At 61.6% G+C, this 23,704-nt stretch carries 18 protein-coding genes and 7 tRNA genes; 8 read left to right on the forward strand and 17 right to left on the reverse strand.

Translation table 11 applies throughout. The features are described from left to right. Positions 1 to 147 precede the first annotated feature (147 nt). The 4 genes from SCL_RS14490 to SCL_RS09190 are packed head-to-tail and all read right to left on the reverse strand — an operon-like array spanning position 148 to position 6,742. A complete protein-coding gene (locus SCL_RS14490) occupies positions 148 to 2,175 on the reverse strand; it encodes an ABC transporter ATP-binding protein (RefSeq protein ID WP_096361920.1) in 2,028 nt (675 codons plus the stop codon). Between the two features lie 11 nt (positions 2,176 to 2,186). After that, positions 2,187 to 3,587: an ABC transporter permease gene (locus SCL_RS09180; protein WP_096361921.1), complete on the reverse strand. Its 1,401-nt coding sequence runs from the start codon at positions 3,585 to 3,587 to the stop codon at positions 2,187 to 2,189. A 6-nt stretch (positions 3,588 to 3,593) separates the two neighbouring features. Further along, a complete protein-coding gene (locus SCL_RS09185; RefSeq protein ID WP_096360943.1) occupies positions 3,594 to 4,571 on the reverse strand; it encodes an ABC transporter permease in 978 nt (325 codons plus the stop codon). Next, positions 4,568 to 6,742, reverse strand: coding sequence for an ABC transporter substrate-binding protein (locus SCL_RS09190; protein ID WP_096360944.1), 2,175 nt, complete (start codon positions 6,740 to 6,742; stop codon positions 4,568 to 4,570). Before SCL_RS09190 ends, SCL_RS09185 begins: the two co-directional genes overlap by 4 nt. Positions 6,743 to 6,941: 199 nt before the next feature. Between SCL_RS09190 and SCL_RS09195 the strand changes: the two genes are divergently transcribed. Beyond that, positions 6,942 to 7,742 carry an enoyl-ACP reductase FabI gene (locus tag SCL_RS09195; RefSeq protein WP_096360945.1) on the forward strand — a complete coding sequence of 267 codons (801 nt, stop codon included), beginning with the start codon at positions 6,942 to 6,944 and terminating at the stop codon, positions 7,740 to 7,742. A 145-nt stretch (positions 7,743 to 7,887) separates the two neighbouring features. Here SCL_RS09195 and SCL_RS09200 read toward each other — a convergent pair whose 3' ends face one another. The 13 genes from SCL_RS09200 to SCL_RS09260 all read right to left on the reverse strand — a co-directional run bounded on the left by SCL_RS09200 (position 7,888) and on the right by SCL_RS09260 (position 17,486). Continuing rightward, on the reverse strand, positions 7,888 to 9,774 hold the full coding sequence (locus tag SCL_RS09200) for a SurA N-terminal domain-containing protein (protein ID WP_096360946.1): 1,887 nt from the start codon (positions 9,772 to 9,774) through the stop codon (positions 7,888 to 7,890). Positions 9,775 to 9,872: 98 nt separating this feature from the next. Beyond that, a tRNA-Asp gene (locus SCL_RS09205) sits at positions 9,873 to 9,949 on the reverse strand. Positions 9,950 to 9,957: 8 nt separating this feature from the next. Beyond that, positions 9,958 to 10,033: transfer RNA gene (locus tag SCL_RS09210), tRNA-Val, on the reverse strand. A 28-nt stretch (positions 10,034 to 10,061) separates the two neighbouring features. After that, the gene (locus SCL_RS09215) at positions 10,062 to 10,379 is read right to left on the reverse strand and encodes an HU family DNA-binding protein (protein ID WP_269458342.1); all 318 of its coding nucleotides are present in this window, start codon (positions 10,377 to 10,379) and stop codon (positions 10,062 to 10,064) included. A gap of 187 nt (positions 10,380 to 10,566) precedes the next feature. Continuing rightward, positions 10,567 to 12,996 (reverse strand): endopeptidase La, encoded by a 2,430-nt coding sequence (gene lon / locus SCL_RS09220; protein WP_096360948.1) that lies wholly within the window; start codon positions 12,994 to 12,996, stop codon positions 10,567 to 10,569. Positions 12,997 to 13,200: 204 nt separating this feature from the next. Continuing rightward, positions 13,201 to 14,502, reverse strand: a complete 1,302-nt coding sequence (gene clpX, locus SCL_RS09225; RefSeq protein ID WP_096360949.1) for an ATP-dependent Clp protease ATP-binding subunit ClpX — start codon at positions 14,500 to 14,502, stop codon at positions 13,201 to 13,203. Positions 14,503 to 14,658: 156 nt separating this feature from the next. Next, complete coding sequence (gene clpP / locus SCL_RS09230; RefSeq protein ID WP_338054900.1) at positions 14,659 to 15,291, reverse strand: ATP-dependent Clp endopeptidase proteolytic subunit ClpP; 633 nt, start codon at positions 15,289 to 15,291, stop codon at positions 14,659 to 14,661. A 57-nt stretch (positions 15,292 to 15,348) separates the two neighbouring features. Beyond that, a complete protein-coding gene (gene tig / locus SCL_RS09235) occupies positions 15,349 to 16,638 on the reverse strand; it encodes a trigger factor (protein WP_096360951.1) in 1,290 nt (429 codons plus the stop codon). A gap of 118 nt (positions 16,639 to 16,756) precedes the next feature. Next, positions 16,757 to 16,841, reverse strand: a tRNA-Leu gene (locus SCL_RS09240). A 144-nt stretch (positions 16,842 to 16,985) separates the two neighbouring features. Continuing rightward, positions 16,986 to 17,061: transfer RNA gene (locus SCL_RS09245), tRNA-Lys, on the reverse strand. A 13-nt stretch (positions 17,062 to 17,074) separates the two neighbouring features. Continuing rightward, positions 17,075 to 17,151 (reverse strand) — tRNA-His (locus SCL_RS09250). A 132-nt stretch (positions 17,152 to 17,283) separates the two neighbouring features. Beyond that, positions 17,284 to 17,360 (reverse strand) — tRNA-Arg (locus tag SCL_RS09255). Positions 17,361 to 17,409: 49 nt separating this feature from the next. Further along, positions 17,410 to 17,486, reverse strand: a tRNA-Pro gene (locus tag SCL_RS09260). A 259-nt stretch (positions 17,487 to 17,745) separates the two neighbouring features. Between SCL_RS09260 and folD the strand changes: the two genes are divergently transcribed. The 7 genes from folD (at position 17,746) to SCL_RS09295 (ending at position 23,647) form a co-directional block, all read left to right on the forward strand. Continuing rightward, entirely contained in the window at positions 17,746 to 18,606 is an 861-nt protein-coding gene (folD, locus tag SCL_RS09265; protein ID WP_096360952.1) for a bifunctional methylenetetrahydrofolate dehydrogenase/methenyltetrahydrofolate cyclohydrolase FolD, read from the forward strand. A 4-nt stretch (positions 18,607 to 18,610) separates the two neighbouring features. Continuing rightward, a complete protein-coding gene (locus tag SCL_RS09270; RefSeq protein WP_096360953.1) occupies positions 18,611 to 20,011 on the forward strand; it encodes a glucose-6-phosphate isomerase in 1,401 nt (466 codons plus the stop codon). Then, positions 20,001 to 20,819 carry a M90 family metallopeptidase gene (locus tag SCL_RS09275; protein ID WP_172426005.1) on the forward strand — a complete coding sequence of 273 codons (819 nt, stop codon included), beginning with the start codon at positions 20,001 to 20,003 and terminating at the stop codon, positions 20,817 to 20,819. Before SCL_RS09270 ends, SCL_RS09275 begins: the two co-directional genes overlap by 11 nt. 3 nt (positions 20,820 to 20,822) lie before the next feature. Then, positions 20,823 to 21,518 (forward strand): rhomboid family intramembrane serine protease, encoded by a 696-nt coding sequence (locus tag SCL_RS09280; protein WP_096360955.1) that lies wholly within the window; start codon positions 20,823 to 20,825, stop codon positions 21,516 to 21,518. 76 nt (positions 21,519 to 21,594) lie between these two features. Further along, positions 21,595 to 22,389, forward strand: coding sequence for a thymidylate synthase (locus SCL_RS09285; RefSeq protein WP_096361922.1), 795 nt, complete (start codon positions 21,595 to 21,597; stop codon positions 22,387 to 22,389). A gap of 83 nt (positions 22,390 to 22,472) precedes the next feature. Continuing rightward, positions 22,473 to 22,967, forward strand: coding sequence for a type 3 dihydrofolate reductase (folA, locus tag SCL_RS09290; RefSeq protein ID WP_096360956.1), 495 nt, complete (start codon positions 22,473 to 22,475; stop codon positions 22,965 to 22,967). Further along, positions 22,964 to 23,647 (forward strand): hypothetical protein, encoded by a 684-nt coding sequence (locus SCL_RS09295; protein WP_148665060.1) that lies wholly within the window; start codon positions 22,964 to 22,966, stop codon positions 23,645 to 23,647. The genes folA and SCL_RS09295 overlap by 4 nt, the downstream gene beginning before the upstream one ends. Positions 23,648 to 23,704: the final 57 nt, after the last annotated feature.

Here is a 23,704-nt window from a genome sequence, read left to right on the forward strand (position 1 = left end):
TTCTTCGCTTACTCAAGAAAGCTCTGATCAAGTTTCCCGTTCGCCCTGAGCTTGTCGAAGGGTGAACGGGAAATTCCGTAAATTGGAAACCTTCCGTCCGTTCGTGGTTCGACAAGCTCACCACGAACGGACTTAATCAGATCTTCCTTAATTCTTCTTCTCCGTCGTAAACAGGTGGCAACGCGCTTCGTGCGCGCCGCCGAACGGCGTCGTCGCGGGATATTCCCGGCGACAGATATCCATCGCCTGCGGGCAGCGTGGATGGAAATGACAGCCCGAAGGCGGATTGCTGGGTGACGGCATGTCGCCTTGCAGCCGGATGATGGTGCGCTTCTCGCGGGGATCGATCACCGGCACCGCCGACAGCAGCGCCTCGGTGTAGGGATGTTTCGGGTTTTCGAGCACCTCGTCCACCGGCCCGCGCTCCACGATGCGGCCGAGATACATGACTGCCACCTCGTGCGCCAGATACTCCACCACCGACAGGTTGTGCGTGATAAAGAGATAACTCAGCCCCAGCTCGTCCTGCAGGTGCTTGAGCAGGTTCAGCACCTGCGCCTGAACCGACACGTCGAGCGCGCTGGTGGGCTCGTCGCACACGATCAGCTCCGGCTCGACCGCCAGTGCCCGGGCAATGCTGATACGCTGGCGCTGACCGCCTGAGAACTCGTGTGGGTACCGCTGGCGCGCATCTGCCGGCAGCCCCACCTGTTGCAGCAACTTCGCGATTTTTTCCTGACGCTCGACACGACCGGCGCCGATGCTTTGGGCGCGCATACCCTCCTCCAGGATCTCGCCCACCAGCATGCGCGGGTTGAGCGAGGCATAGGGGTCCTGAAAGATGATCTGGAAGTGGCGCCGCAAGGCGCGCAGCTCCTCGCCTTTCAGTTGCGTCAGCTCGCGATTGTCGTACCGGACCCGACCGCCCGTGGGCGACACCAGCTGCAGGATGCCCTTGCCGACGGTGGTCTTGCCGCAACCGGACTCGCCTACCAGTGCCAGCGTGCGCCCGCGTGCAATGTCGAGCGATACCCCGTCCACCGCCTTCACCTGACCCACGACGCGCTGGAACACGCCCCTGCGGATCGGAAAATGCACCTTGAGATCATGCACCTGCAACAGTGGCCCGCCCGCCTTGCCGGCCTTCTCCGGCGCCGTTTTACGGGCTTTGCGACGTGTTACTGGCGGTGCGGCCGGCGCGGAAACCGACTCGTCGTACAAATGACAGCGCACGCCACGGCCATCCCGCTCGATCCAGACCGGCAACTGTTTGTGACACAGATCCCAGACCCGGTCACAGCGATCGGCGAAGCGGCAACCGCGGAATTCCTGCCGCAGTGAGGGCACGCTGCCGCTGATCACTTCGAGCGCGACGCCGCGCTGCATCCGCCCCGGCACGGAGCGGAACAACTTGCGCGAATAGGGATGCTGCGGATCGGTGAAAAACTTTTTGCGCGGCGCCAGTTCGACGATCTGGCCCGCATACATCACCGCCACCCGGTCCGCCATCTCGGCCACCACGCCGAGATCGTGCGTGATGAGCAGCATCGCCATGCCGGTCTTTTTCTGCAGCTCCTTGAGCAGGGCCAGGATTTGCGCCTGGATCGTGACATCGAGCGCCGTGGTCGGCTCGTCCGCGATCAGCAGGTCAGGCTGCGTGGCCAGCGCCATGGCGATCATGACGCGTTGCTTCATGCCGCCGGAAAGCTGGAACGGATATTCATCGTAGCGTCGCGCGGCATCGGCAATGCCGACTGCCTTGAGCAGTTCGGCGACGCGAGTGCGTTTGTCCTGGCGCGAAAGCTTATCAGCCTGCGGAATCGCCTCGCTGATCTGCTCGCCCACCGTCAGCACCGGATTGAGCGACGTCTGCGGTTCCTGGAAGATCATGGCCATGCGCCTGCCGCGAATGGCGCGCATGTCGCGCTCGGGCAGCGCCAGCACATCCTGCCCGCGCAGCCGCGCGTGCCCGGCGGCGATGCGTCCCGCCGGCTCCGGCACCAGTTGCAGCAGCGACAACGCGGAGACGGATTTGCCGCAGCCGGATTCACCGAGCAGCGCGAGCGTCTCGCCGGAAGCGATGTCGAAGTCGATCCCGTCGACCGCGCGCACGGTACCTTCCGGCGTGTCGAACCAGGTTTTGAGGTTTTCGACCTGCAACAGTGTTTCGCGCATCCCGGTCTTTTTCATTTACGCAGCCTCGGGTCGAAGGCGTCCCGCACGGCGTCGGAAAACAGGTTGGCCGCCAGCACCAGCGCGAACATGAACACGAACGCGGCGGCCAGGCTCCACCACACCAGCGGGTCGCGCGCCATTTCCAGGCGCGCACTGACGATCATGTTGCCCCAGCTGTCCATGGTCGGGTCCACGCCGACGCCGACGTAGGACAGCACCGCCTCGGCCAGCACCAGCCCGCTGAAATCCAGCACCACCGTGATGAGAATGATGTGCATCACGTTGGGCAGGATATGGCGCACCATGACGGAAAGGTGGCTCGCGCCAAGGGCGCGCGCGGCCTGGATGTAGTCCACCTCGCGCAGCTTCAGCGTTTCGCCGCGTAACAGGCGGCACAGGCCGGTCCAGCTGGTGACGCCCAGTATCAGACACAGGAACAAGAGCCGGGTATCGGCGCGTTCGGTGGCGCTGGCGAACGACTCGGGATGGGCTGCGATATACACCTGCAAGCTCAGGATGGCGGCGGCAATCAGGAGCACACCGGGAATCGAGCTCAGGGTGGTATAGACGTACTGGATCACGTCATCCACCCAGCCGCGGAAATACCCGGCCATGATGCCGAACAGCGCCGCGAACGGCAGCATGACCAGTGTGGTCAGCGTACCGATCACCAGTCCGGTGCGGACGCTTTTGATGGATTTGTAAAACACGTCCTGCCCGACCTGATCGGTGCCGAAGATATGATAGTAGCGCGACAGGTACGCGGCATTCGCCGTCAGAACAATCAGAACGCCAACCGTGACCAGCACGGTGCGCCAGGGGAAATCGCCGTTGCCGCTCAACAAGCGACGCAGTGTCTGCAACCAGGGTTCGCTGCGCCGGTGCCAGAGCAGCAGGAAGCCGGCCACCAGCAACAGCCACAGGACAAGCCCTGCCAGTGTGGCGGCGGCCGCACGCGACTGGATATCGCCGGCGCGTTCACCGGGGTCCGGCAAATGCGCGCCGCCGTGACGCAGGCGCGGATACTCGCGCACGTGCCGGCCGTCCGGGTATTCCACGGTTTCCATGGTGTGCGCCTGCATGGCAAACGGCGCGGAATAGGTTTTCTCCGTGCGGCTGCGCAATGGTTTGGCGAGGGTATCGAGCAGGCTCAGGACTTCGTTGGCGTAGACCGATTCGGTATCCGCGCCGCCGGACAGACGCGGCTTGTAGTGAATCGAATCCATCAGCCCCACGGCGACATAAGCCAGCAACACGACCAGCGCCGCCATGGCCATGGGGCGCCGCGCCACCTGGCGCCACGGCACACGCAGATGCTCGTGGCGCGCGGTATAGAAACCGAAGGCGATCAACGCCGCGAGCAGCACGTAGATCAATACGTCAGTCCAGAGAAATGCGGGTTGGAATGACATGTTCATTTATTCCAGTCGCACGCGCGGATCCACCAGCGTGTAAGTGATGTCCGTCAGGACCAGGCCGGCGATATACAGCACCGAGCCCAGGAAAACCATGGAACGCACAATGGCGAAATCCTGCGAGTGAATGGCGTCGATGGTATAGCTGCCGAGGCCGGGGATGGAGAAAAACGATTCGAGGATGAGGCTGCCGGTGAAAAGCAGCGGAATGACCACCACCACGCCGGTGAGAATGGGGATCATGGCGTTCTTGAGCACGTGACGGAACAGCACGCGCAGTTCGGACAGGCCCTTGGCGCGCGCGGTACGCACATAGTCCTTGTTGATCTCCTCCAGAAAAAACGTGCGATACAGCCGCGTGCTGGCGCCGATACCGCCCACCACGCCGACCATCACGGGCAATATCAGGAATTTGACGGCCTCGAATCCGCTGTCATAACCCGAGATCGGCACCAGCCGCAACAGCATGCTGATGAGATACTGCCCGCCGATGACGTAAAACAGCGAGGAAATGGACATCATCACGACGCACAGCACCACGCCGGCGGTGTCGAGATAGCTGCCGCGGAAGAATGCCAGCATCATGGCGAAAGTCACGTGCACCAGGATACCGACCAGAAACACCGGGAGGGCGATGGCGAGACTCGGCCACATGCGCTGATAGATGTCGTAGCCGATGTCGCGGCCCTGATCGGAGCGGCCGAAACGGAATGCGAACAGACTTACCGAGTGTTTGAAAAAAATGGTGTCGGTGAGTTTTTCCGTGCCGGGCCTGGCGCCGTTGTACAGCATGGGCTTGTTGTAGCCGTGGTCTTCCTTCCACTTGACGATGGCCTCGGGCGTGACGCGCTTGCCGCCCAGATGCACGCGCGCCATGTCATCCGGGCTGTTGACGAAGAAAAACAGCGCGAAGGTGAGCAGGTTCACGCCGATCAGAATCGGGATGGCGTACAGCAGGCGGCGGATGATGTATCCGATCATCTGCGCTTCTCACGCTCTCTTCTGCGGTAGGCAAGCACCGCCGGGACCATGCCTGCCATCAGCGTTCCCAGCAGCACCACCATGGGCCAGACCACCGGGCGGTTCCAGGCCAGGCGCAGCTCCGCCCGTTTTTCGGGATCGAGCCGGCTGTATTTGAGCGTATTGTTGGCCATGTTGTGCAGCTTGGTATTGGACATCCAGGCATGCTCGAGCAGGAAATTCTTGGGGTGCATGCCCCAGATCCACGGAGAGTCACGTCGCGCGATGTCGAGCATCTGATCGATGATGCGCGCCCGCTCAGGCGTGCTCTCCATGTTTTTCATGCGCTCGAACAGGCGGTTGAACTCCGGGTTGTCGTAGTTCGAGGCATTCTCGCCGTCGTGCCCGACCTTCTTGTTCGGTCCGTAAAGCAGGAACAGAAAATTCTCCGGATCGGGGTAATCCGCGTTCCAGCCCCAGTCGTAGATCTGCGCGTCGCCCTTGCGCATCTTCTCCTGGAAGCGGTTGTAATCGGTGGCGCGCACCACCAGCTGGATGCCGAGCTTGCTGAACTGCTTGAGCATCCAGTCGAGTTGGGCCTTTCTTTCCGGTCCGATGGCCGGGGTTTCATAATTGATCGACAGCGGCCGGCCCGACGCGGGGTCCGCACCGCCGGGATAACCTGCCTGCGCCAGCAACTGGCGGGCATATTCGATCGGCTTGCGCCGGGGCTTGCCATCCACCCAGTCGTACACGTACGGATTGATGCCGGCCTGCCCCTCGCGGTACCCGAAAATGCCCGGCGCCAGCGGTCCCTGCGCCGCGATGCCGCGACCGTTTTCGAAGATGGAAATCTGTTCCTCGAAATCCACGGCGATGGAAATCGCCTGACGCAGTTTGCGCGCGCGCTCGGTGTAACCGCCGACGACCGGGTCGAGCATGTTGAAACCAAGATAATAGGTCGAGGCGGCGACGCTGGTCAGCAGGCGGATTCCCTTCTGCTTCATCGTGTCGCTGACCTCGGTGTCACCCTCGCCGGTGAAACGGATCGCCTGATCGAAACCTTCCGGCAATACCGCGGAGCGGTCGTAATAGCCCTGCAGGAACTTGTTCCAGCGCGGAATGCTTTCCTTGTCGAGACTGAACACGACCTTGTCGACGAAAGGCAGGGGCTTGCCGGCGTCGGCCAGCAACCCGGCCGGGCCGTCCTCCGGCTCGCCCTCGGCGGGGTAAAGTTCTTCGTGGTAATTGGGATTGCGCTCGAGCACCATCTGGCGGTTGGGGTTGTTGACCGTCAGCATGTAGGCGCCGCTGCCGACGGGATACCAGTCAAGCGTGAGATTCTTCTCCGCCATGCCCGGCTGCGAGAAAAACCGGTCAACTTCGGGCGGCATCGGAGCGAAAAACGGCATCGCCATCCAGTACAGCAGTTGCGGATATTTGCCGTGAATTTTCACGCGGTAGGTGTAGCGATCCACCTCCTCGGCACCGGCGAACGGAAATTGCGTGAGATCGAGATACACACCGGTATCGCGCCCGTCCGCGATTTTTTCGTACTCCTTTTTCAGCGTGTCGGCATATTCCCGGATGCCCACGATGTACTCGTTCATGACGCTCAGGATCGGCGAATGCACCTTGGGATGCGCCAGGCGCTTGATCTGGTACACGTAGTCGCTGGCCACCAGCTCGCGCGTGCCGGTCTGCGGGAAATCGCCAATGGCGTAAACCCTGGCGAGATCCTGCGGGCTCAGGGCATGGTACAGATACCGGCCTTCGGCATCGCGCGCGAACGCCGGGTGCGGTTGATAGTAAATACCGGGGCGGATGCGGATTTCATACACGCTGTAGGCGATGCTGGCAGCCGGGGCGTTCGACGACAGCCGCCGCCCCTGCTTGTCGAGGTAACCTGGCGTCGGCACGGACACCGCGGTGAGCGGTACCAGCGTGTACGGCCGCTTGAGATAGTGATACTGGAACGGAGGCTCGTAGATCTGCGCGATGAAGAGATATTCGTTGGAGCTGTAGGCGCGCGCGGGATCGAAGGTCTTGGGGCGCTCGCGGAAGGCGGAATACAGGATGTTCGCCTTTGCTTCCGACGCCGGATAGGGATTGTTCCAGGAGGCCGTAGCGCCAGCGGAGAAAAGAAGGGTAATCAGCCACAAGACTATCCGCATCGCGCCGAGGCATTTCATGCTTCCGTGTCTGTCTCCCAGAGATGTCCGTGGTGCAGGTGTGCCGTTTGCGCCGCCAATATACCAAATTCTCCTGCTCCGTCCCTCTTCCCGCGAACCTGAATTTTCGCTACTGTAGCGGCAAATATCATGCGGACGTGCATGCTGACAGCATCCCGTTCGATCAAGGATTCGAAGCAACAAGAAGCGGAGGACGTTTATGGGATTTTTGGCAGGCAAGCGGGCGCTGATCGTGGGTGTAGCCGGCGACCGGTCCATCGCCTGGGGCATTGCCAAGGCCATGCACCGGGAAGGCGCCGAGCTCGCCTACACCTATCAGAACGACAAGCTGAAGGAGCGCGTCGAGAAACTGGCGGCCCAGACCAAATCCGACATCCTGATCCCCTGCGACGTTTCCAGCGACGAGCAGATCGAGGCGGTATTCTCGCATCTCGACGACTACTGGGACGGGCTCGACATCATCGTCCACTCTGTCGCCTTTGCGCTGCGCGAGCAGCTGTCCGGAAACTTCGTGGACGCGACCACGCGCGAAGGTTTCCGCATCGCGCACGAAATCAGCTCCTACAGCATGACCGCGCTGGCCAAGGCCGGCCGCGCCATGATGCAGGGACGCCAGGCCGCCCTGCTGACGCTGTCCTATATCGGCGCCGAGCGCTCGGTGCCCAACTACAACATCATGGGGTTGGCCAAGGCGAGCCTGGAGGCCAATGTGCGCTATCTGGCCCAGGCGCTCGGGCCCGAAGGGATACGCGTCAATGCGATTTCCGCCGGTCCGATCCGCACGCTGGCGGCCGCCGGTATCAGTGACTTCAAGAAATTGCTGGACTACAACGACAAGATGGCGCCGCTCGGGCGCGGCGTGACCATCGACGAGGTCGGAAACGTGGCGGCGTTTCTGTGTTCGGATCTCGCCTCCGGCATCACCGGGGAAATCACCTACGTGGATGGCGGCTTCAACACCGTGGCCATCGGCCTCGATTACGCCAAGCTGCTCGAGTAGGCTGAATGGAAAGACAAGGCATCCGCAGATGAGCGCGGATGATTATGATGATAAACGCAGATCAGGAGTTATGTTTTTATCTGCGTTCATCTTAATAAAATCTGCGCTAATCTGCGGATAAAAATATATTTGAAACGGTTTCTCGTCAAAGCTGGTCAGAATAGATCTTGATCTCGGCCTTCTGCCGCAACCCCTCGCGGTAATTGGCGTAATAATCAGCCCCGCGGCGGGTGCCGAGCAGCGCACGAATCTGCTGTTGCGTGGCATTGTCCGCCTTGCCTGAGGCATCGCGCACGCCCTGCAATGCCAGCAAGGCATAACCCTGCTCTCCCAGATCCACCAGCTCATGCACCGGTTTCCCGCCCTCCGGCCGCGGCGCGCGGAAGGCGGATTCGACGATGCGCGGGTCGATACCGCCGGTTTGCCGGCGGGTCAGCGTCCTAGACGGCACGTATTTAAAGCCGTGTTTCCTGGCGACCGCCTCCAGCGATGCTCCGGCACGCAGCTCCTGCAGCGCCGCTTCGCCCAGTGAATGCGCCTGTTCCAGCGCCCGCTGCTGTTTCAGGGTGCGCTCGATTCCGGGGCGCACTTCCGCCAATGGCTTGCGCCCCGCCGGGCGGCGTTCGGCCACGCGCACGGCAACGAGGGTGTCGGCGCTGATTTCGATGGCGTCGCTGTTGCGCGCCTGGCTCAGCACGTCCGGCTCGAAGGCCGCCTGCACCACCTTGGGATTGGCCGCGATGCCGGTGCCGCCGGCAGGCGAGAACCATTCGCTCTTGCGGATCTCGAGTCCCAGCGCCTTGGCGGCGGGCGCGAGACTGTCCGGTTGTTCGTAAACCAGATTCCTGAATTTTTCGGCCACGTCGAAAAAGCGCTCCTCGGCCTGACGACGACGTAACACTTCAACAAGATCCTTGCGTACCTCGGCAAACGCTTTGCGTTTCTCCGGCGTGTGGGCGGTCAACTTCACCAGATGATAGCCGAAGGGGCTGCGCACCGGCTGGCTGACCTCGCCGGACTTGAGCGCGAACACCGCGTCTTCCACTTCTTTCGGCAGCACCCCGCGCCGAACCTCGCCGAGATCGCCACCCTGCGCGGCCGTCACGCTGTCTGCCGAATATTTCTTCGCCAACCCTCCAAAATCGCCGCCGGCACGCGCCTGTCTGGCGATGTCCTGGATTTTGGCGAGCGCCGCCTTTGACTGGTCTTCACCGGGCTGGGCGGGAAGGGAAATCAGGATATGGCTGGCGCGGCGTTTCTCCGGAATCACGTAGCGGGCGGCCTCTTCGGCATAGGCCTTTTTCAGCTCCTCTTCCGTGGGCTGGAATCCCTGGTTCAGGTCACCGGCGGAAAGGCGCAGGTAGTCAACGCGCACCTGCTCGGGAAACTGGAACATTTCGGGATGCGCCGAATAATACTGCTCGATGTCCGCCCCGCTGACCGTGGCCTTCGGCATCAATGCTTCGGCGCTGATCATGGCCTGGGCCAGTTCCCGCTCCTGTGCCAGCAGGCGCGCCAGCGCCGCTATCTCGCCCTGGGTGACGACAAAACTTTCACTGATGCCGGCCTGCACCTGGGTAACCAGTATATCGTCGCGCACGCGCGTCTCGAATTCGCGCGGGCTCAGGCCTTCGCGGCGCAGCAGGGCCTCGTAAAGGGCCGGGTCGAACTTGCCATCGCGCTGGAATGACGGCTGATCCCGCAGAATCTGGGCCAGTTGCGCGTCGCTGATGCGGTAGCCCTGATTCTCGGCGTCGTGCGCCAGCAGCGTCTGACTGATCAGGCTGTCCAACACGGACTGCTTGAACCGGGGGTCGTTCATGGCCTTGGGTTCCACGCGGGCGCGCAGCCGGTCCAGCGTGCGGCGATATTCGTCCTGGCTGATTTTCATATCGCCAACCCTGGCGACGTTGATCTTGCCGCCGGTGTCGAAATAGGAGTTGACGCCCCACAGTGCGAACGGGACGCCGATCAGCACCAGAATGAAAGTGGCGATGATGCCCTGGGTTTTCTCGCGGATCTTGGTAAGCATTATGGCGGTAATTTAACGGGGCCAAGGCGCCGCATCAATGCGATGGCCGACCCAAACGAAAGGGCGAGGAATGACCCTCGCCCGGTATACGATTGTAGTGGCGGAGCGGACGGGACTCGAACCCGCGACCCCCGGCGTGACAGGCCGGTATTCTAACCAACTGAACTACCGCTCCCGGTCTCTTGGTGGGTGCTGACGGGATCGAACCGCCGACATTCGCCTTGTAAGGGCGACGCTCTACCAGCTGAGCTAAGCACCCGGAGGCGAAAGACCCCCCAAAAGGGCGGCTAGTTTAAGGCATCCTTCAGGCCTTTGCCAGACTTGAATTTGGGCGCCTTCGAGGCCGGGATGGTGATCATCTCTCCGGTTCTTGGATTACGTCCGGTGCGCTGCGACCGATTGCTTACCGAGAACGTGCCGAATCCCGAAAGCGTCACGGAATCGCCCTGGCGCAGCGTGCTGGCAATGGTGTCCAGCACCGCTTCCACGGCGCGCGCGGCGGAGGCCTTGTTGAGGTCGGTGGTTACAGCAACTTTATCGATCAGATCGGTTTTATTCACGTTAGCTCCTTGCTCGATGTGGTGAATGGATACCCGAAAAGCCATTGCTGGTAAGACCAAACGGCGCGCCGGGGAAAAACCAAGACGCGTCGCAGGTTTTATACAAGTGTGGAAAAACCTTGTCAAGAAAGATATACACGGCGCGGTTTATCAAAACACCGCGTCGCGGACATCAGAGACAACAGGTACATGACCCTCGATCGAGGGCGATGGGCAATTCCCGCGGCGCCGGTCAGTGTGTCCGGACGGCAGCGGTGTCGACGGCCTCGGGAGGCTTGGCCGCCTCCGCCAGCTTGGCTTCGTCCAGCGGCTCGGGGATGCGCTCCAGCGCCGCCTCCAGCACCTGATCGATCCAGCGCACCGGGCGGATGTCGAGGCTGTCACGGATGTTCTTCGGGATCTCGGCGAGGTCCTTGCGGTTCTCTTCCGGGATCAGCACCACCTTCAGGTTGCCGCGATGCGCCGCGAGCAGCTTCTCCTTGAGCCCGCCGATGGGCAGGACCTCGCCGCGCAGCGTGATCTCGCCGGTCATGGCCACCTCGGCGCGCACCGCGATCTTGGTCAGCGCCGAGACCATGGCCGTGCACATGGCGATGCCGGCGCTCGGACCGTCCTTCGGCGTCGCGCCTTCGGGCACGTGCACGTGGAAGTCATGTTTCTGGTAGAAATCCGGCATGATGCCGAGCTTAGCAGCGCGCGCGCGTACCACGCTCATGGCCGCCTGGATGGATTCCTGCATGACATCGCCGAGTTTGCCGGTAATGGTCAGCTTCCCCTTGCCGGGCACGATGGTGGCCTCGATAGTGAGCAATTCGCCGCCCACTTCGGTCCACGCCAGACCCGTCACCTGACCGACCTGGTTGGTCTGCTCGGCGGTACCGTAGCGGAAGCGTTGCACGCCAAGATATTTTTCCAGGCTCTTGGGGGTGACGGAAACCGTCTTTTCCGTCTTGTCCTTGCTGAGCAGCAATTCCTTGGTGACCTTGCGGCAGATCTTGGCGATTTCGCGCTCCAGATTGCGCACGCCCGCCTCGCGCGTGTAATAGCGGATGACGTCGCGAATGGCCTTTTCCGACAGGTGCAGCTCGTCCTCCTTGAGCCCGTTGTTCTTGAGCTGCTTGGGTACCAGGTAGCGGATGGCGATGTTCACCTTTTCGTCCTCGGTATAACCCGAGAGACGGATGACCTCCATGCGATCCAGCAACGGCGGCGGGATGTTCAGCGTGTTGGCCGTGGCGACGAACATGACGTCCGACAGATCGTAATCGACCTCCAGGTAATGATCACTGAATGCGTGGTTCTGCTCGGGGTCGAGCACTTCCAGCAGCGCGGATGACGGATCGCCGCGAAAATCCATGGCCATCTTGTCCACTTCGTCGAGCATGAACAGCGGATTGCGCACCTTCACCTTCGACAGGTTCTGAATGATCTTGCCCGGCAGCGAACCTATATAAGTACGGCGATGGCCGCGGATTTCGGCTTCATCGCGCACGCCGCCCAGCGACATGCGCACGAACTTGCGGTTCGTGGCGCGCGCGATGGACTGTCCGAGCGAGGTCTTGCCGACGCCCGGCGGCCCCACCAGACACAGGATCGGTCCCTTGAGCTTGACCACGCGCTGCTGCACCGCGAGGTATTCGAGAATGCGTTCCTTGACCTTCTCCAGGCCGTAGTGATCGGCCTCCAGGATTTCCTCCGCCTTGCTGAGGTCCTTCTGGATCTTGCTGCGCTTCTTCCATGGCACGTTCACGAGCCAGTCGATGTAGTTGCGCACGACGGTGGCCTCAGCCGACATCGGCGACATCATCTTGAGCTTCTTCAGCTCGGACTCGGCCTTCTCCCGGGCCTCCTTGCTCATGCCTGCCTTCTCGATCTTCTTCGCCAGTTCCTCGGCCTCGTTCGGTCCTTCGTCGAGCTCGCCCAGTTCCTTCTGGATCGCCTTCATCTGCTCGTTGAGGTAATACTCGCGCTGGCTCTTTTCCATCTGGCGCTTGACGCGGCCGCGGATGCGCTTCTCGACCTGCAACAGGTCGATCTCGCTCTCGAGCACGCCGAGAATCTTTTCCAGGCGCTCGCGCACGTCCTGGACTTCCAGGATCTGCTGCTTGTCCTCGATCTTGAGCGACAAGTGCGCCGCCACCGTGTCCGCCAGGCGGCCCGGGTCGTCGATGCCCGCGAGCGAGGTGAGAATCTCGGGCGGGATCTTCATGTTGAGCTTGACGTACTGGTCGAATTCGTTGAGCACGGAGCGCGTGAGCGCTTCGCCTTCCTTGTCCGTGAGCGGCATGGCCTCGAGCAGCGCCACCTGCGCGGAGAAATAATCATCCGTCTCCAGATATTTTTGCAGCACCGCGCGGCGCTCGCCCTCGACCAGCACCTTGACGGTGCCATCCGGCAGTTTCAGCAACTGCAGAATCGTGGCGATGGTGCCGATGGTGTGGATGTTGTCCGTCGTCGGATCGTCATCCGAGGCGCTCTTCTGCGCCACCAGCATGATCTGCTTGCCGGACTCCATCGCCTGCTCGAGCGCGCGTATCGATTTCCGACGCCCCACGAACAGGGGAATGACCATGTGCGGAAACACAACGACGTCGCGCAACGGCAGCACGGGGATGCTGGTTTCCGATCCGGGAACTACCACGGCTGGTTTGGTTTCTGGCATTGGCGCCTGTAATCAGTTAATGGATGGGTTTCTTCAAGTTTGGGGGCTAAACCCCCTGATTTCAATCATTCGACGGGAAATTTTTTCGGTAATTTCCCGGCTTCGTTCATGCCTGCGACAAATGGCGCATATGGCCTTACAAACTGCTCATAAAAAAGAAACCCCGCGTTGGCGGGGTTTCTTTTTTTGGGTCTGTCGTTGCATTTACTGGCTGACCGATGCCCGCCGCTTTTCCTGCTCGTCGTTATCGGCGTAGATCACCAGCGGCTTGGTGCCGTCCGTGATGACGCCCGCCTCGATGACCACCTTTTTCACGTTCTCGTTGGAAGGCAGGTCGAACATGACATCCAGCAAGGCGCGCTCGAGGATGGAGCGCAGGCCGCGCGCGCCGGTTTTGCGCTCCATGGCGCGCTTGGCCACGGCCAGCAGCGCGTCCTCGCGAATTTCCAGCTCGACGCCTTCCAGCTTGAGGAGTTTGTGGTATTGCTTGGCCAGGGCGTTCTTGGGTTCCGTCAGGATCTGGATCAGCGCCCGCTCGTCGAGTTCGTCCAGGATCGCCACCACCGGCAGGCGGCCAACGAATTCCGGAATCAGGCCGTACTTGATCAGGTCCTCCGGCTCCACCGCGCGCAGCACTTCGCCGGCTTTTTTGGCGTTGGCCTTGCTGCGGATTTCGGCATTGAAGCCGATACCGGTCCGTTCGCTGCGGCTCTGAATAACCTTCTCCAGTCCCGAGAACGCACCACCGCAGATAAACAGTATATTGCGCGTGTCTACCTGCAGGAATTCCTGCTGCGGATGCTTGCGTCCGCCCTGCGGCGGCACCGAAGCGATCGTGCCTTCGATGAGCTTGAGCAGCGCCTGCTGCACGCCCTCGCCCGATACGTCGCGCGTGATCGAGGGATTCTCGGACTTGCGGGAAATCTTGTCGATCTCGTCGATGTAGACGATGCCCTTCTGCGCCTTCTCGACGTCGTAGTCGCACTTCTGCAGCAGCTTCTGGATGATGTTCTCGACGTCCTCGCCGACATAACCCGCTTCGGTGAGCGTGGTGGCGTCGGCGATGGTGAACGGCACGTTGAGCAGTCGCGCCAGCGTCTCGGCCAGCAGCGTCTTGCCCGAGCCGGTCGGCCCGATCATCAGGATGTTGCTCTTGGAAAGCTCGACCTCGCCGATCTTGCCTTCGTTCTCGATGCGCTTGTAGTGATTGTAGACCGCGACCGACAATACCTTCTTGGCGTCGCTTTGTCCGATCACGTACTCGTCGAGAATCTGGTGGATCTCGCGCGGGGTGGGGAATTTTTTCTTGGCGTTGGCGGCGTTTTTCTCTTCCTGAACCTCTTCGCGGATGATGTCGTTGCACAACTCGACGCATTCATCACAAACGAATACGGAAGGACCGGCAATCAGCTTGCGCACCTCGTGCTGGCTCTTGCCGCAGAACGAGCAATACAGGAGCTTTTCGCCCTTGCCATCGCCCCTGCCCGTGTGGTTGTTGTCTGCCATCCTTAAACCTCGCTATCGATTAAGGATCTTTATGCCGCAAAGAATGCGGGTTTCCGCCACCCTTTGCAAGTAATAATCGCCTGCAATACTCATCTACTTTACCAATATTATACCTTAAATCTATAGCATATCCCGCGGAAAGTGCACCTGTTTTTTCTAAGTGCGCTTTTCGATAACCGAGTCAATAAGGCCGAAACCCTTGGCCTCCTCGCCGTCCATGAAGTAATCGCGGTCGGTATCTTCCTTGATCTGGTCCATGGTGCGACCGGTATGTTTGACCATGATCTGGTTCAGCCGTTCGCGTATGCGCAGGATCTCGCGCGCGTGGATGTCAAAGTCGGTCGCCTGGCCCTGAAAACCGCCCATGGGCTGATGCACCATCATGCGGGAATGCGGCAGGGCGAAGCGTTTGCCGGCGGCACCGCCGGTGAGGATCAGCGCGCCCATGCTGGCGGCCTGGCCGATGCACACCGTGCTCACATCCGGCTTGATGAATTGCATGGTGTCGTAGATCGCCAGACCCGCGTTTACGGCGCCGCCCGGCGAGTTGATATAAAGGTGTATGTCCTTGTCCGGGTTTTCGGACTCAAGGAACAGCAGCTGGGCCACGACCAGGTTCGCCATATGGTCCTCGACGGGTCCCACGAGAAACACCACGCGCTCCTTGAGCATGCGCGAGTAAATATCGTAGGCGCGCTCGCCTCGTCCCGTGGTCTCGATAACCATGGGAACCAGGCCCAGGGCCTGGGGATTCAGCGCTCCGCCGTATTGTCCGGTATCTTTCATCATTCAGTTCCTTGCATTATGCCAGAATCGGTTATCTCGGGTGGATATTAGCCATTCGAGCTATTGAACAACAGTCTCGATCTTCAGCAGTTCCTGGAAACTCACCGGCTTGTCGCTGATATCGGCGGAAACCAGCAGGTCTTCGACGACTTTTTCCTCCATGACCAGGCCTTCAATCTCGCTCAAACGCTCCGGCTTTTCATAATGCCACTGGATGAACTCCTGGGGAGACTCGTAATCGGCAGCCATTTCCTCGATCTTGGCGCGCACCCGCGCCGGGTCAGGCGTAAGCCCGCGATTGCGAATAAACTCGCCCAGAATCAGTCCCAGCGCCACACGGCTGCGTGCCCGCACTGAATAAGCCGCTTCGTCCTTCGCGCCCAGACCACCGGCCACGTCGCTGTTCTTCAGGCGTTGTGCCTCCGCGTCCAGCAGACTCTGGGGCACTTCGATTGGATTCGCGTCCAGCAACAGTTTGAGCGTGCGTGCGCGCACCACGGCGCGGGCGCGGCCGGCCGCTTCGCGCTCCAGGTTGTTCCGGATGTCGGACCGCAGTTTGTCCAGACTTCCGTCGGCCACGCCGAGATCGCGAGCAAAGCCTTCGTTCAGCTCCGGTAATACCGGTTCGGCGATTTCGTTGATCTTCACCTCGAAATCCGCCGTCTGCCCCGCCAGCACGGAATGCCGGTAGTCCGCCGGGAACCTGGCCGGGATTTGGCGCATGTCACCGGTTTTGGCACCGAGCAGCCCCTGCTCCATGTCCTCGATCAGCGTGCCGCTGCCCAGTGTTAGCTGAAAACCATTGGCCTTGCCGCCATCGAACTCCTTGCCGTTGAGGCGCCCGATGAAATCGATGCTGAGCCGGTCTCCCTGGCGTGCCTCGCGCTCCACCGGCTTCCAGGTGGCGCGCTGCTTGCGAATGGTCTCGAGCGTACGGTTCACGTCTTCTTCGCTCACCGTCACCACCGGCCGCTCGATGCGGCTGCCCGCCAGATCGAAACGCTTTACTTCCGGGAAGATTTCAAACTCGACGGTGTATTCGAGTTGCTCGCCACGCACCGCCGGCTTGCGCTGGATGCGCGGATCGCCCGCCGGACGCAAACCCTGGCTGCCAATGGCCTCGTACAATGTGGTCTGGATCAGCTCCCCCGCCACTTCGTCCATCAGCCGTCCGCCATACTGGGCCTCGACCATCTTGAGCGGCACTTTGCCCGGCCGAAAGCCGGGCAGCTTCACCTGTTTCGACAGGCGCTGCAGCCTGACATTGAATTCTTTCTCCACCTGATCCGCCGGCACCGCCACTTTCAGGCGCCTCCCGAGCGTGCCGATGGTTTCAACCGAAACTTGCATTGGAAAACCCCATAATCAATGAACGATAAAATATTGAACCGGCTGTATTTTGGAGAGGAATCATACCGATTTGCCGCGGGCAGGCCAACAATAATGGCTTTCAGGCATAAAAAAGAGGTGGTGCGAATGGAGGGACTCGAACCCCCACGGGTTACCCCACTGGAACCTAAATCCAGCGCGTCTACCAGTTCCGCCACATTCGCAGCAATAATCGGACACAGTATAGCGCCAAGCTGCCTGACGCCGGCCAGACAGGCTCACCGCAAGATCAGGGAACGAAAGCGGGCGGAATCGCCGGGAGAGAAACAGCCTTCTCTCCTCCAAAAATACCCGGCGGTGCAAAAAAATGGTGGGCCGTGTAGGGGTTGAACCTACGACCCGCTGATTAAGAGTCAGCTGCTCTACCAACTGAGCTAACGGCCCGGGTCAAAAAAAATGGGGTGAGCGATGGGACTCGAACCCACGACAACCGGAATCACAATCCGGGACTCTAACCAACTGAGCTACGCTCACCATATGGTGATCTACGTCGCCGGATATTATACCTGCGAAGAAACATCATACTCCACTCGGGGAGACGCGGAGCCTTCGCAAACGTCTAGTGGACGTTTGCGCCGCCGAACGCCCGGCCATGGATGGCTTGTATGGCGCGCCCGGCAGGAGTCGAACCTGCGACCACCAGCTTAGAAGGCTGGTGCTCTATCCACCTGAGCTACGGGCGCTCTAACGCCCATTACAGCCGATGCACACCCAACACGCAATTTCTGAATATGGTCGGGGTAGAGGGATTTGAACCCACGACACCCTGCTCCCAAAGCAGGTGCGCTACCAGGCTGCGCTATACCCCGAGCGGTACTCACGCCAGGCGCCGCTTCCGCGAACCGCCGCGGCGAACGCATGCAAAATCGGCTTGGCCCGGTCGGCGCGAGGCCGGAACTATACGCACCGCCCTCGGGACCGTCAATCTGGCGTGCCTGAATTATAGGCTAAAAGTCAGGCAAAAATGCGATGGCTGCGCTTGGCGCGCCGCCGTAGCGCGTGCGATGATGCGCCGGGCGCATACTTCCGCGCCGCGGTTGGTAAACACTCGGATATGCCGGGTCAATCATGAGCGCACGCATCCTCGACGGAAAGAAAATCGCACAAGAACTGCGCGCTGAAATCAAACAGCGGGTGGACCGCCGCCTCGTGTCGGGCAAACGGCCGCCCGGTCTCGCCGTGCTCAAGGTCGGCCACGAGGCCGCCTCCGAGGTTTACGTGCGCAACAAGCGCGAGGCCTGTGCCGCTGCCGGCTTCATGTCCTTCGATTACGACCTGCCGCTGGACACCCCTCAGGAGAAACTCCTGTCCCATATCGACCAGCTGAATTCCGACCCGAATGTGGACGGCATCCTGGTACAGCTGCCGTTGCCCAGGCACATAGATCAGACCATCGTCATTGAGCGCATCAGTCCGACCAAGGACGTGGACGGATTTCATCCCTACAACATCGGCCGGCTGGCGCAGCGCATTCCGCGCCTGCGCCCGTGCACGCCCTACGGCGTCATGCGCCTGCTACAGACCACCGGCGAGGCGCTGGCAGGCAAGGAGGCCGTCGTGGTCGGTGCGTCCAACATCGTCGGACGTCCCATGTCGCTCGAACTGCTGCTGGCCGGCTGCACCGTCACCACCTGCCATCGCTATACCCGGGACCTGCCCGGGCATGTCGCCCGCGCCGAGGTGCTGGTGGTCGCGGTCGGCAAGCCCGGCATGGTCAAGGGCGAGTGGATCAGGCCCGGCGCGATTGTCATCGACGTCGGCATTAACCGCCTGCCGAACGGAAAACTGGTCGGCGACGTGGAATTCGAAACCGCCAAACAGCGCGCCGGCTGGATCACGCCAGTGCCGGGCGGCGTCGGGCCAATGACCGTGGCCACGCTGCTGCTGAACACGCTGGAGGCCGCGGAGCAGCGCGACAACAAAGAATGATAGTATGGCGTCAATCCTGACGCAGACGAAACAACCCGTGGCCCCACCCGGCAAAAATTCACCCGCTTCCTCCCCGCCGCCGTTGCTGCAGATCGACACCGCGCGCCTGTATCGGGACGGCGTCGGCGTCGAAGGCGTTGACCGCACCGAGGTCGAGGCGCTGGCGCCGGAATTGCGGCGCGTGCATCAGGCGCTCGTCGATAAATCCGCGGGCGGACTGAATGCCGAGTTCGCCTGCCTGACCCTGCACGACAGCATGCCGGCAACGCTGCCGGCGATCGAAACGGCGGCGGAGCAACTGCGCCGTTTCGAGGATATCGCCGTCATCGGCATCGGTGGATCCAGCCTCGGCGCCAAGGCCGTGCACCAGGCGCTTGTCGACGAGCCCGGCGCCCATCGCCCACGGCTGCATTTCCTGGAAAACATCGATCCCCGCAACCTGGATGTGTTCGTTCGCAACCGCTCCGCCGAAAAGTCGGCGGTGATTTGCATCAGCAAGTCCGGCGGGACCATTGAAACGGGCATCCAGTACCTGATCCTGCGCGAGTGGCTGGAGCAGCAACTGGGCAAGGACAAGGCGCGCCGACATCAATACTTGATCACCGATCCGGCGCAGGGATGGCTGCGCGATTTGGCCACGCGCGAGGACCTGGCGTCGCTGCCGGTGCCGCCGCGGGTGGGCGGGCGTTATTCGGTGCTGACCGCCGTGGGGCTGTTGCCGCTGGCCGCGGTGGGCGTGGACATCCGCGCCCTGCTGGCCGGCAGCGCGGCCAATGCGGCGCGCTGTGTCTCGGATAACCCTTCGGGCAACCCGGCGCTGGAACTGGCGGCCCTGTTCTTCCTGCTCGACACCCGCCGCCACAAGCGCGTCTCGATCATGATGCCCTACGCCGATCCGTTGCAGCTCTTCGGCGACTGGTACCGCCAGCTGTGGGCGGAATCCCTCGGCAAGCGCCGCGGCGCGCGCGCGGACGATCCGCCGGCCGGCACGCTGCCGGTCACGGCGCTGGGCACGGTGGACCAGCACAGCCAGTTGCAGATGTATCTGGAGTCGCGGCGTGACAAGATTTTCAGCTTCCTGGCGATCGACCAGCGCGAGTCCAATCGGCGCATCCCGCTGACAGAACATGACCGGAAATATTTTCCCTATCTCGACGGCAAGCACATGCAGGACGTGCTCGAGGCGGAGCTCCAGGCCACGCGCCAGGTGATCACCGAAACCGGCCACCCGAACATGACCCTGCGCCTGTCCCGGCTCGATGCCCACGCGCTGGGCCAGCTGATCGATCTCTATCAGCGCGCCACGGTCTACGCCGGCCTGCTCTACGGCATCAACCCGCTGGACCAGCCGGCCGTGGAAAAAGGCAAACAACTGGCGATCCGGTTGCTCGGCGGTGGCCGCTAAACGGAAACCCTCGCCGCGCCGCGGCGCCCGCGCCGGTGTCCTGAGGAACCTTTATCGCCGCTGGCGCTCCCGAAGCAATGCCCTGTCCAATGCGCTGTGGGCGGAAACCCTGTACAGCTGCGCCTACGCGCGCGCCCTGCCACCAGACGACCGCGCGCAACTGCGCGAGCTCACGGCGCAGGTTCTGCGCGCCAAAGCCTTCGAGGGCGCGGCGGGGTTCAAGGTTACCGAACCGGCGCGCGCCCGCATCGCGCTGCATGCCGTGATCCCCATTCTCCATCTCGGGCTCGATTATTACGCCGACTGGAGCTCGATCGTGATCTATCCGGGTGATTTCCGCGTGCAAGATGAGTACATGGACGAACACGGCATTGTGCATCGCGAGATCATGGACCTCTGCGGCCAGTCCATGTCCCAGGGTCCGATCGTGCTGTCCTGGGAGGCGATGCGCGCGGAAAACGAAACGCCCGGCGATTACGATCTCGTGATCCACGAATGCGCGCACAAGCTGGATCTGCTCAACGGCGAGGCCAACGGCTTCCCGCCGCTGCATGCAGACATGGACGCGCGCGCCTGGGCGCGCGATTTCCACGCCGCCTACCGGAAACTGTGCACCGAAGTGGACGACAACGCCGAGCATAGCCGCATCGATCCCTATGCCGCCGAGGACCCGGCAGAGTTTTTCGCCGTAATGAGCGAGACCTTCTTCACCAATCCACACCTCGTTTACGAGGCTTATCCGTCAGTGTATAAACAGTTGCAACACTTCTACCGCCAGGATCCGCGCCAGTTCATGAAGCAAGCCTGACCGATGATCCCGCTGCACGACGACAATCCCACGACCATCACACCGTTGCTGACGATAGCCTTTATCATCGCCTGTGTGCTGGTTTTCCTGTGGCAGCTGTCGCTTGGCGCACAGGGTTTCGAAGCCGCCGTCTTCCGTCTTGGCGTGATCCCGGCCACGCTGCTGGGCGGCAAAACCCTGCCGCCGGAACTGGCGCTGGTGCCGCCATCCGTGACGGTGTTCAGCTCCATGTTCCTGCACGGCGGCTGGATGCATCTGATCGGCAACATGCTCTATCTCTGGATCTTCGGCAACAACATCGAGGACGCCATGGGTCACGTGCGTTTCGTGATTTTCTATCTGTTGTGCGGGGTCGCCGCCGTGTTCGCGCAGGCCCTGCCGGATACGAATTCCACGATACCCATGATCGGCGCCAGCGGCGCGATTTCCGGCGTGCTCGGCGCCTACCTGCTGCTCTATCCGCGCGCGCACGTGCTGGTGCTGATACCGCTGGGCGTTTACATGCGCACCATGCGCCTGCCGGCCATGGTGGTGCTGGGTTTCTGGTTCGTGCTGCAACTGGTCAGCTCGGCGCTCGCCGATCCCGCCCAGGGCGGCGTCGCCTTCGGCGCACACATCGGCGGCTTCGTCGCCGGCATGGTGCTGCTGCCGCTGTTCAAGCACCGCAACGTGCGGCTGTTCGCGCCGCCGCGGCACTGAGCGGCTGCGCGCTTTGGCGTGAGCGGATATAATCGTCGGCGCGTTGTTCGACAAGTCGGCAAACGGAGGCAAACGCATGCGGCAGTACCTCGACCTGATGCGGCACGTGATGCACCACGGGGTGCGCAAGGACGATCGCACCGGCACCGGCACCCTCTCCGTGTTCGGTCACCAGATGCGCTTCGACCTGGCTCAGGGATTCCCCCTGCTCACCACCAAGAAGGTCCACACCCGGTCCATCATCCACGAGCTGCTGTGGTTCCTGCGCGGTGATACCAATATCCGCTACCTGAAGGAAAACGGCGTCAGCATCTGGGACGAATGGGCCGACGCGAACGGCGATCTCGGCCCGGTTTACGGCTCGCAGTGGCGTTCCTGGCCGGCGCCGGACGGCCGGCGCATCGACCAGATCAGCGAGGTGGTGCGCGATATCCGCCAGAATCCGGACTCGCGCCGCCTGATCGTCAGCGCCTGGAACGTCGCCGAGATCGGGCGCATGGCGCTGCCGCCCTGCCACCTGCTGTTCCAGTTCTACGTCGCCCACGGCCGGCTGTCCTGCCAGCTGTATCAGCGCAGTGCCGATATTTTCCTCGGCGTGCCGTTCAATATCGCTTCCTACGCCCTGCTGACCCTGATGATCGCGCAGGTCACCGGCCTCAAACCCGGGGAATTCATCCACACGCTCGGCGACGCCCATCTGTATCTGAACCATCTGGAGCAGGCGCATACCCAACTGGCGCGCGAGCCGCGCCCGCTGCCGTCCATGCGCCTCAATCCCGAAAAGACCGCCCTGTTCGATTTCACTTTCGACGATTTCGAACTGCTGAACTACGACCCGCATCCGGCCATCAAGGCGCCGGTGGCGGTATAAACAGTGAAAAGTGTAAAGTGCAAAGTGAATAGTGTTTTGTCATTCAACTTTTCACTTTTCATTTTTCACTTTTAACTTGCGTTATGCGTGTTTCGCTCATCGCCGCCATGGCGGAAAACCGCGTGATCGGCGTCAACAACGCGCTCCCGTGGCGACTGCCGGCGGATCTGCGGCATTTCCGGCAACTCACCACCGGCCATCATGTGATCATGGGGCGGCGCAATTACGAATCCATCGGCAAACCCCTGCCCGACCGCACCAATATCGTGATCACGCGCAACCCCGGTTACCACGCGCCGGGCTGTCAGGTGAAGCATTCACTCGCGGAGGCGCTGCGGGACATCCAGGACGACCCGGAGATCTTTATCATCGGCGGCGCGGAAATTTATCGTCAAACCATCGGTGACGCCGACCGGATTTATCTGACGCTGGTGCATGCCGACATCCCTGGCGACACCTGGTTTCCGGAGTTCGATGCCAGCGAATGGCACGAGACCAGCCGTACGCGCCACGAGGCGGATGAAAAAAACCCCTATGCTTACAGCTTCGTGACTTACGACAGGAAAAACCGCGAATGAGACGTCTGACAGGCTTGTTGCTGATATTCATTCTGCCCGCCGTGGCCGAGGCCGCCGGCCCGCTGGTGCCGGCGGACAACAACGCTTCGAACCTGGACTTTTCGCTGCGCTTTGCGCGCGCCAAAATGCCGCTCGACTACGCCGGCCGGACCCAGGACGGCACCAGCAGCTGGCTGGGCGTCAGCCTGCGCGAGCAGGTGAGCCGCCGCGTGACCTTGGGCATGTATGGCGGCTATGCCTGGCTCACCCAGACCAACAACCCCGTGACCGCCGGAATCGAGCTGGACGGGTTTCATGCGGGGTTCTCGTTGCACGCCGTTCTGCTGGAGGGTCAGCGCGCCTCCCTGTATGGCACGCTCGATTACGGCTACCAGAAGACGGATCACAAAAGTGATGCCCAGACGGTCGTAATCGATTGGGTGCAACCGCAGGCGCAGCTCGGCGCCACGCTGACGCTGGCGCGGAATTGGCGGCTCTACGGTGGCGGCAACTACGGCAAGATTGACGGCGAGGAACGCGCCACCGGTTCCATCAATCACACGCTGTCGTTCGAGCGCGGCGCGCAGTCAGGAGGATTTCTCGGCCTCGACCTGAACGTGGAAACGGATGGCTATATAGGCATCGAAGCCCGGTCGGGCCTGATGCGCGGCGTGGATATTTATTTCAAACGACGCTTCTGAAAACACAAAAAACAAAAAAGGCGGGCCAAGCCCGCCTTTTTTGTTACGAATCACGGA

Origin of the sequence: Sulfuricaulis limicola (assembly GCF_002355735.1) — a bacterium.
GTDB lineage: Bacteria > Pseudomonadota > Gammaproteobacteria > Acidiferrobacterales > Sulfurifustaceae > Sulfuricaulis > Sulfuricaulis limicola.

Excerpts from the sequence above, each read along its gene's own strand:
- SCL_RS14490 (WP_096361920.1), bottom strand. The coding sequence starts at position 2,175 with ATGCGCGAAACACTGTTGCAGGTCGAAAACCTCAAAACCTGGTTCGAC.
- SCL_RS09180 (WP_096361921.1), bottom strand. The coding sequence starts at position 3,587 with ATGTCATTCCAACCCGCATTTCTCTGGACTGACGTATTGATCTACGTG.
- SCL_RS09185 (WP_096360943.1), bottom strand. The coding sequence starts at position 4,571 with ATGATCGGATACATCATCCGCCGCCTGCTGTACGCCATCCCGATTCTG.
- SCL_RS09190 (WP_096360944.1), bottom strand. The coding sequence starts at position 6,742 with ATGAAATGCCTCGGCGCGATGCGGATAGTCTTGTGGCTGATTACCCTT.
- SCL_RS09195 (WP_096360945.1), top strand. The coding sequence starts at position 6,942 with ATGGGATTTTTGGCAGGCAAGCGGGCGCTGATCGTGGGTGTAGCCGGC.
- SCL_RS09200 (WP_096360946.1), bottom strand. The coding sequence starts at position 9,774 with ATGCTTACCAAGATCCGCGAGAAAACCCAGGGCATCATCGCCACTTTC.
- SCL_RS09215 (WP_269458342.1), bottom strand. The coding sequence starts at position 10,379 with ATGGCTTTTCGGGTATCCATTCACCACATCGAGCAAGGAGCTAACGTG.
- lon (WP_096360948.1), bottom strand. The coding sequence starts at position 12,996 with ATGCCAGAAACCAAACCAGCCGTGGTAGTTCCCGGATCGGAAACCAGC.
- clpX (WP_096360949.1), bottom strand. The coding sequence starts at position 14,502 with ATGGCAGACAACAACCACACGGGCAGGGGCGATGGCAAGGGCGAAAAG.
- clpP (WP_338054900.1), bottom strand. The coding sequence starts at position 15,291 with ATGATGAAAGATACCGGACAATACGGCGGAGCGCTGAATCCCCAGGCC.
- tig (WP_096360951.1), bottom strand. The coding sequence starts at position 16,638 with ATGCAAGTTTCGGTTGAAACCATCGGCACGCTCGGGAGGCGCCTGAAA.
- folD (WP_096360952.1), top strand. The coding sequence starts at position 17,746 with ATGAGCGCACGCATCCTCGACGGAAAGAAAATCGCACAAGAACTGCGC.
- SCL_RS09270 (WP_096360953.1), top strand. The coding sequence starts at position 18,611 with ATGGCGTCAATCCTGACGCAGACGAAACAACCCGTGGCCCCACCCGGC.
- SCL_RS09280 (WP_096360955.1), top strand. The coding sequence starts at position 20,823 with ATGATCCCGCTGCACGACGACAATCCCACGACCATCACACCGTTGCTG.
- SCL_RS09285 (WP_096361922.1), top strand. The coding sequence starts at position 21,595 with ATGCGGCAGTACCTCGACCTGATGCGGCACGTGATGCACCACGGGGTG.
- folA (WP_096360956.1), top strand. The coding sequence starts at position 22,473 with ATGCGTGTTTCGCTCATCGCCGCCATGGCGGAAAACCGCGTGATCGGC.
- SCL_RS09295 (WP_148665060.1), top strand. The coding sequence starts at position 22,964 with ATGAGACGTCTGACAGGCTTGTTGCTGATATTCATTCTGCCCGCCGTG.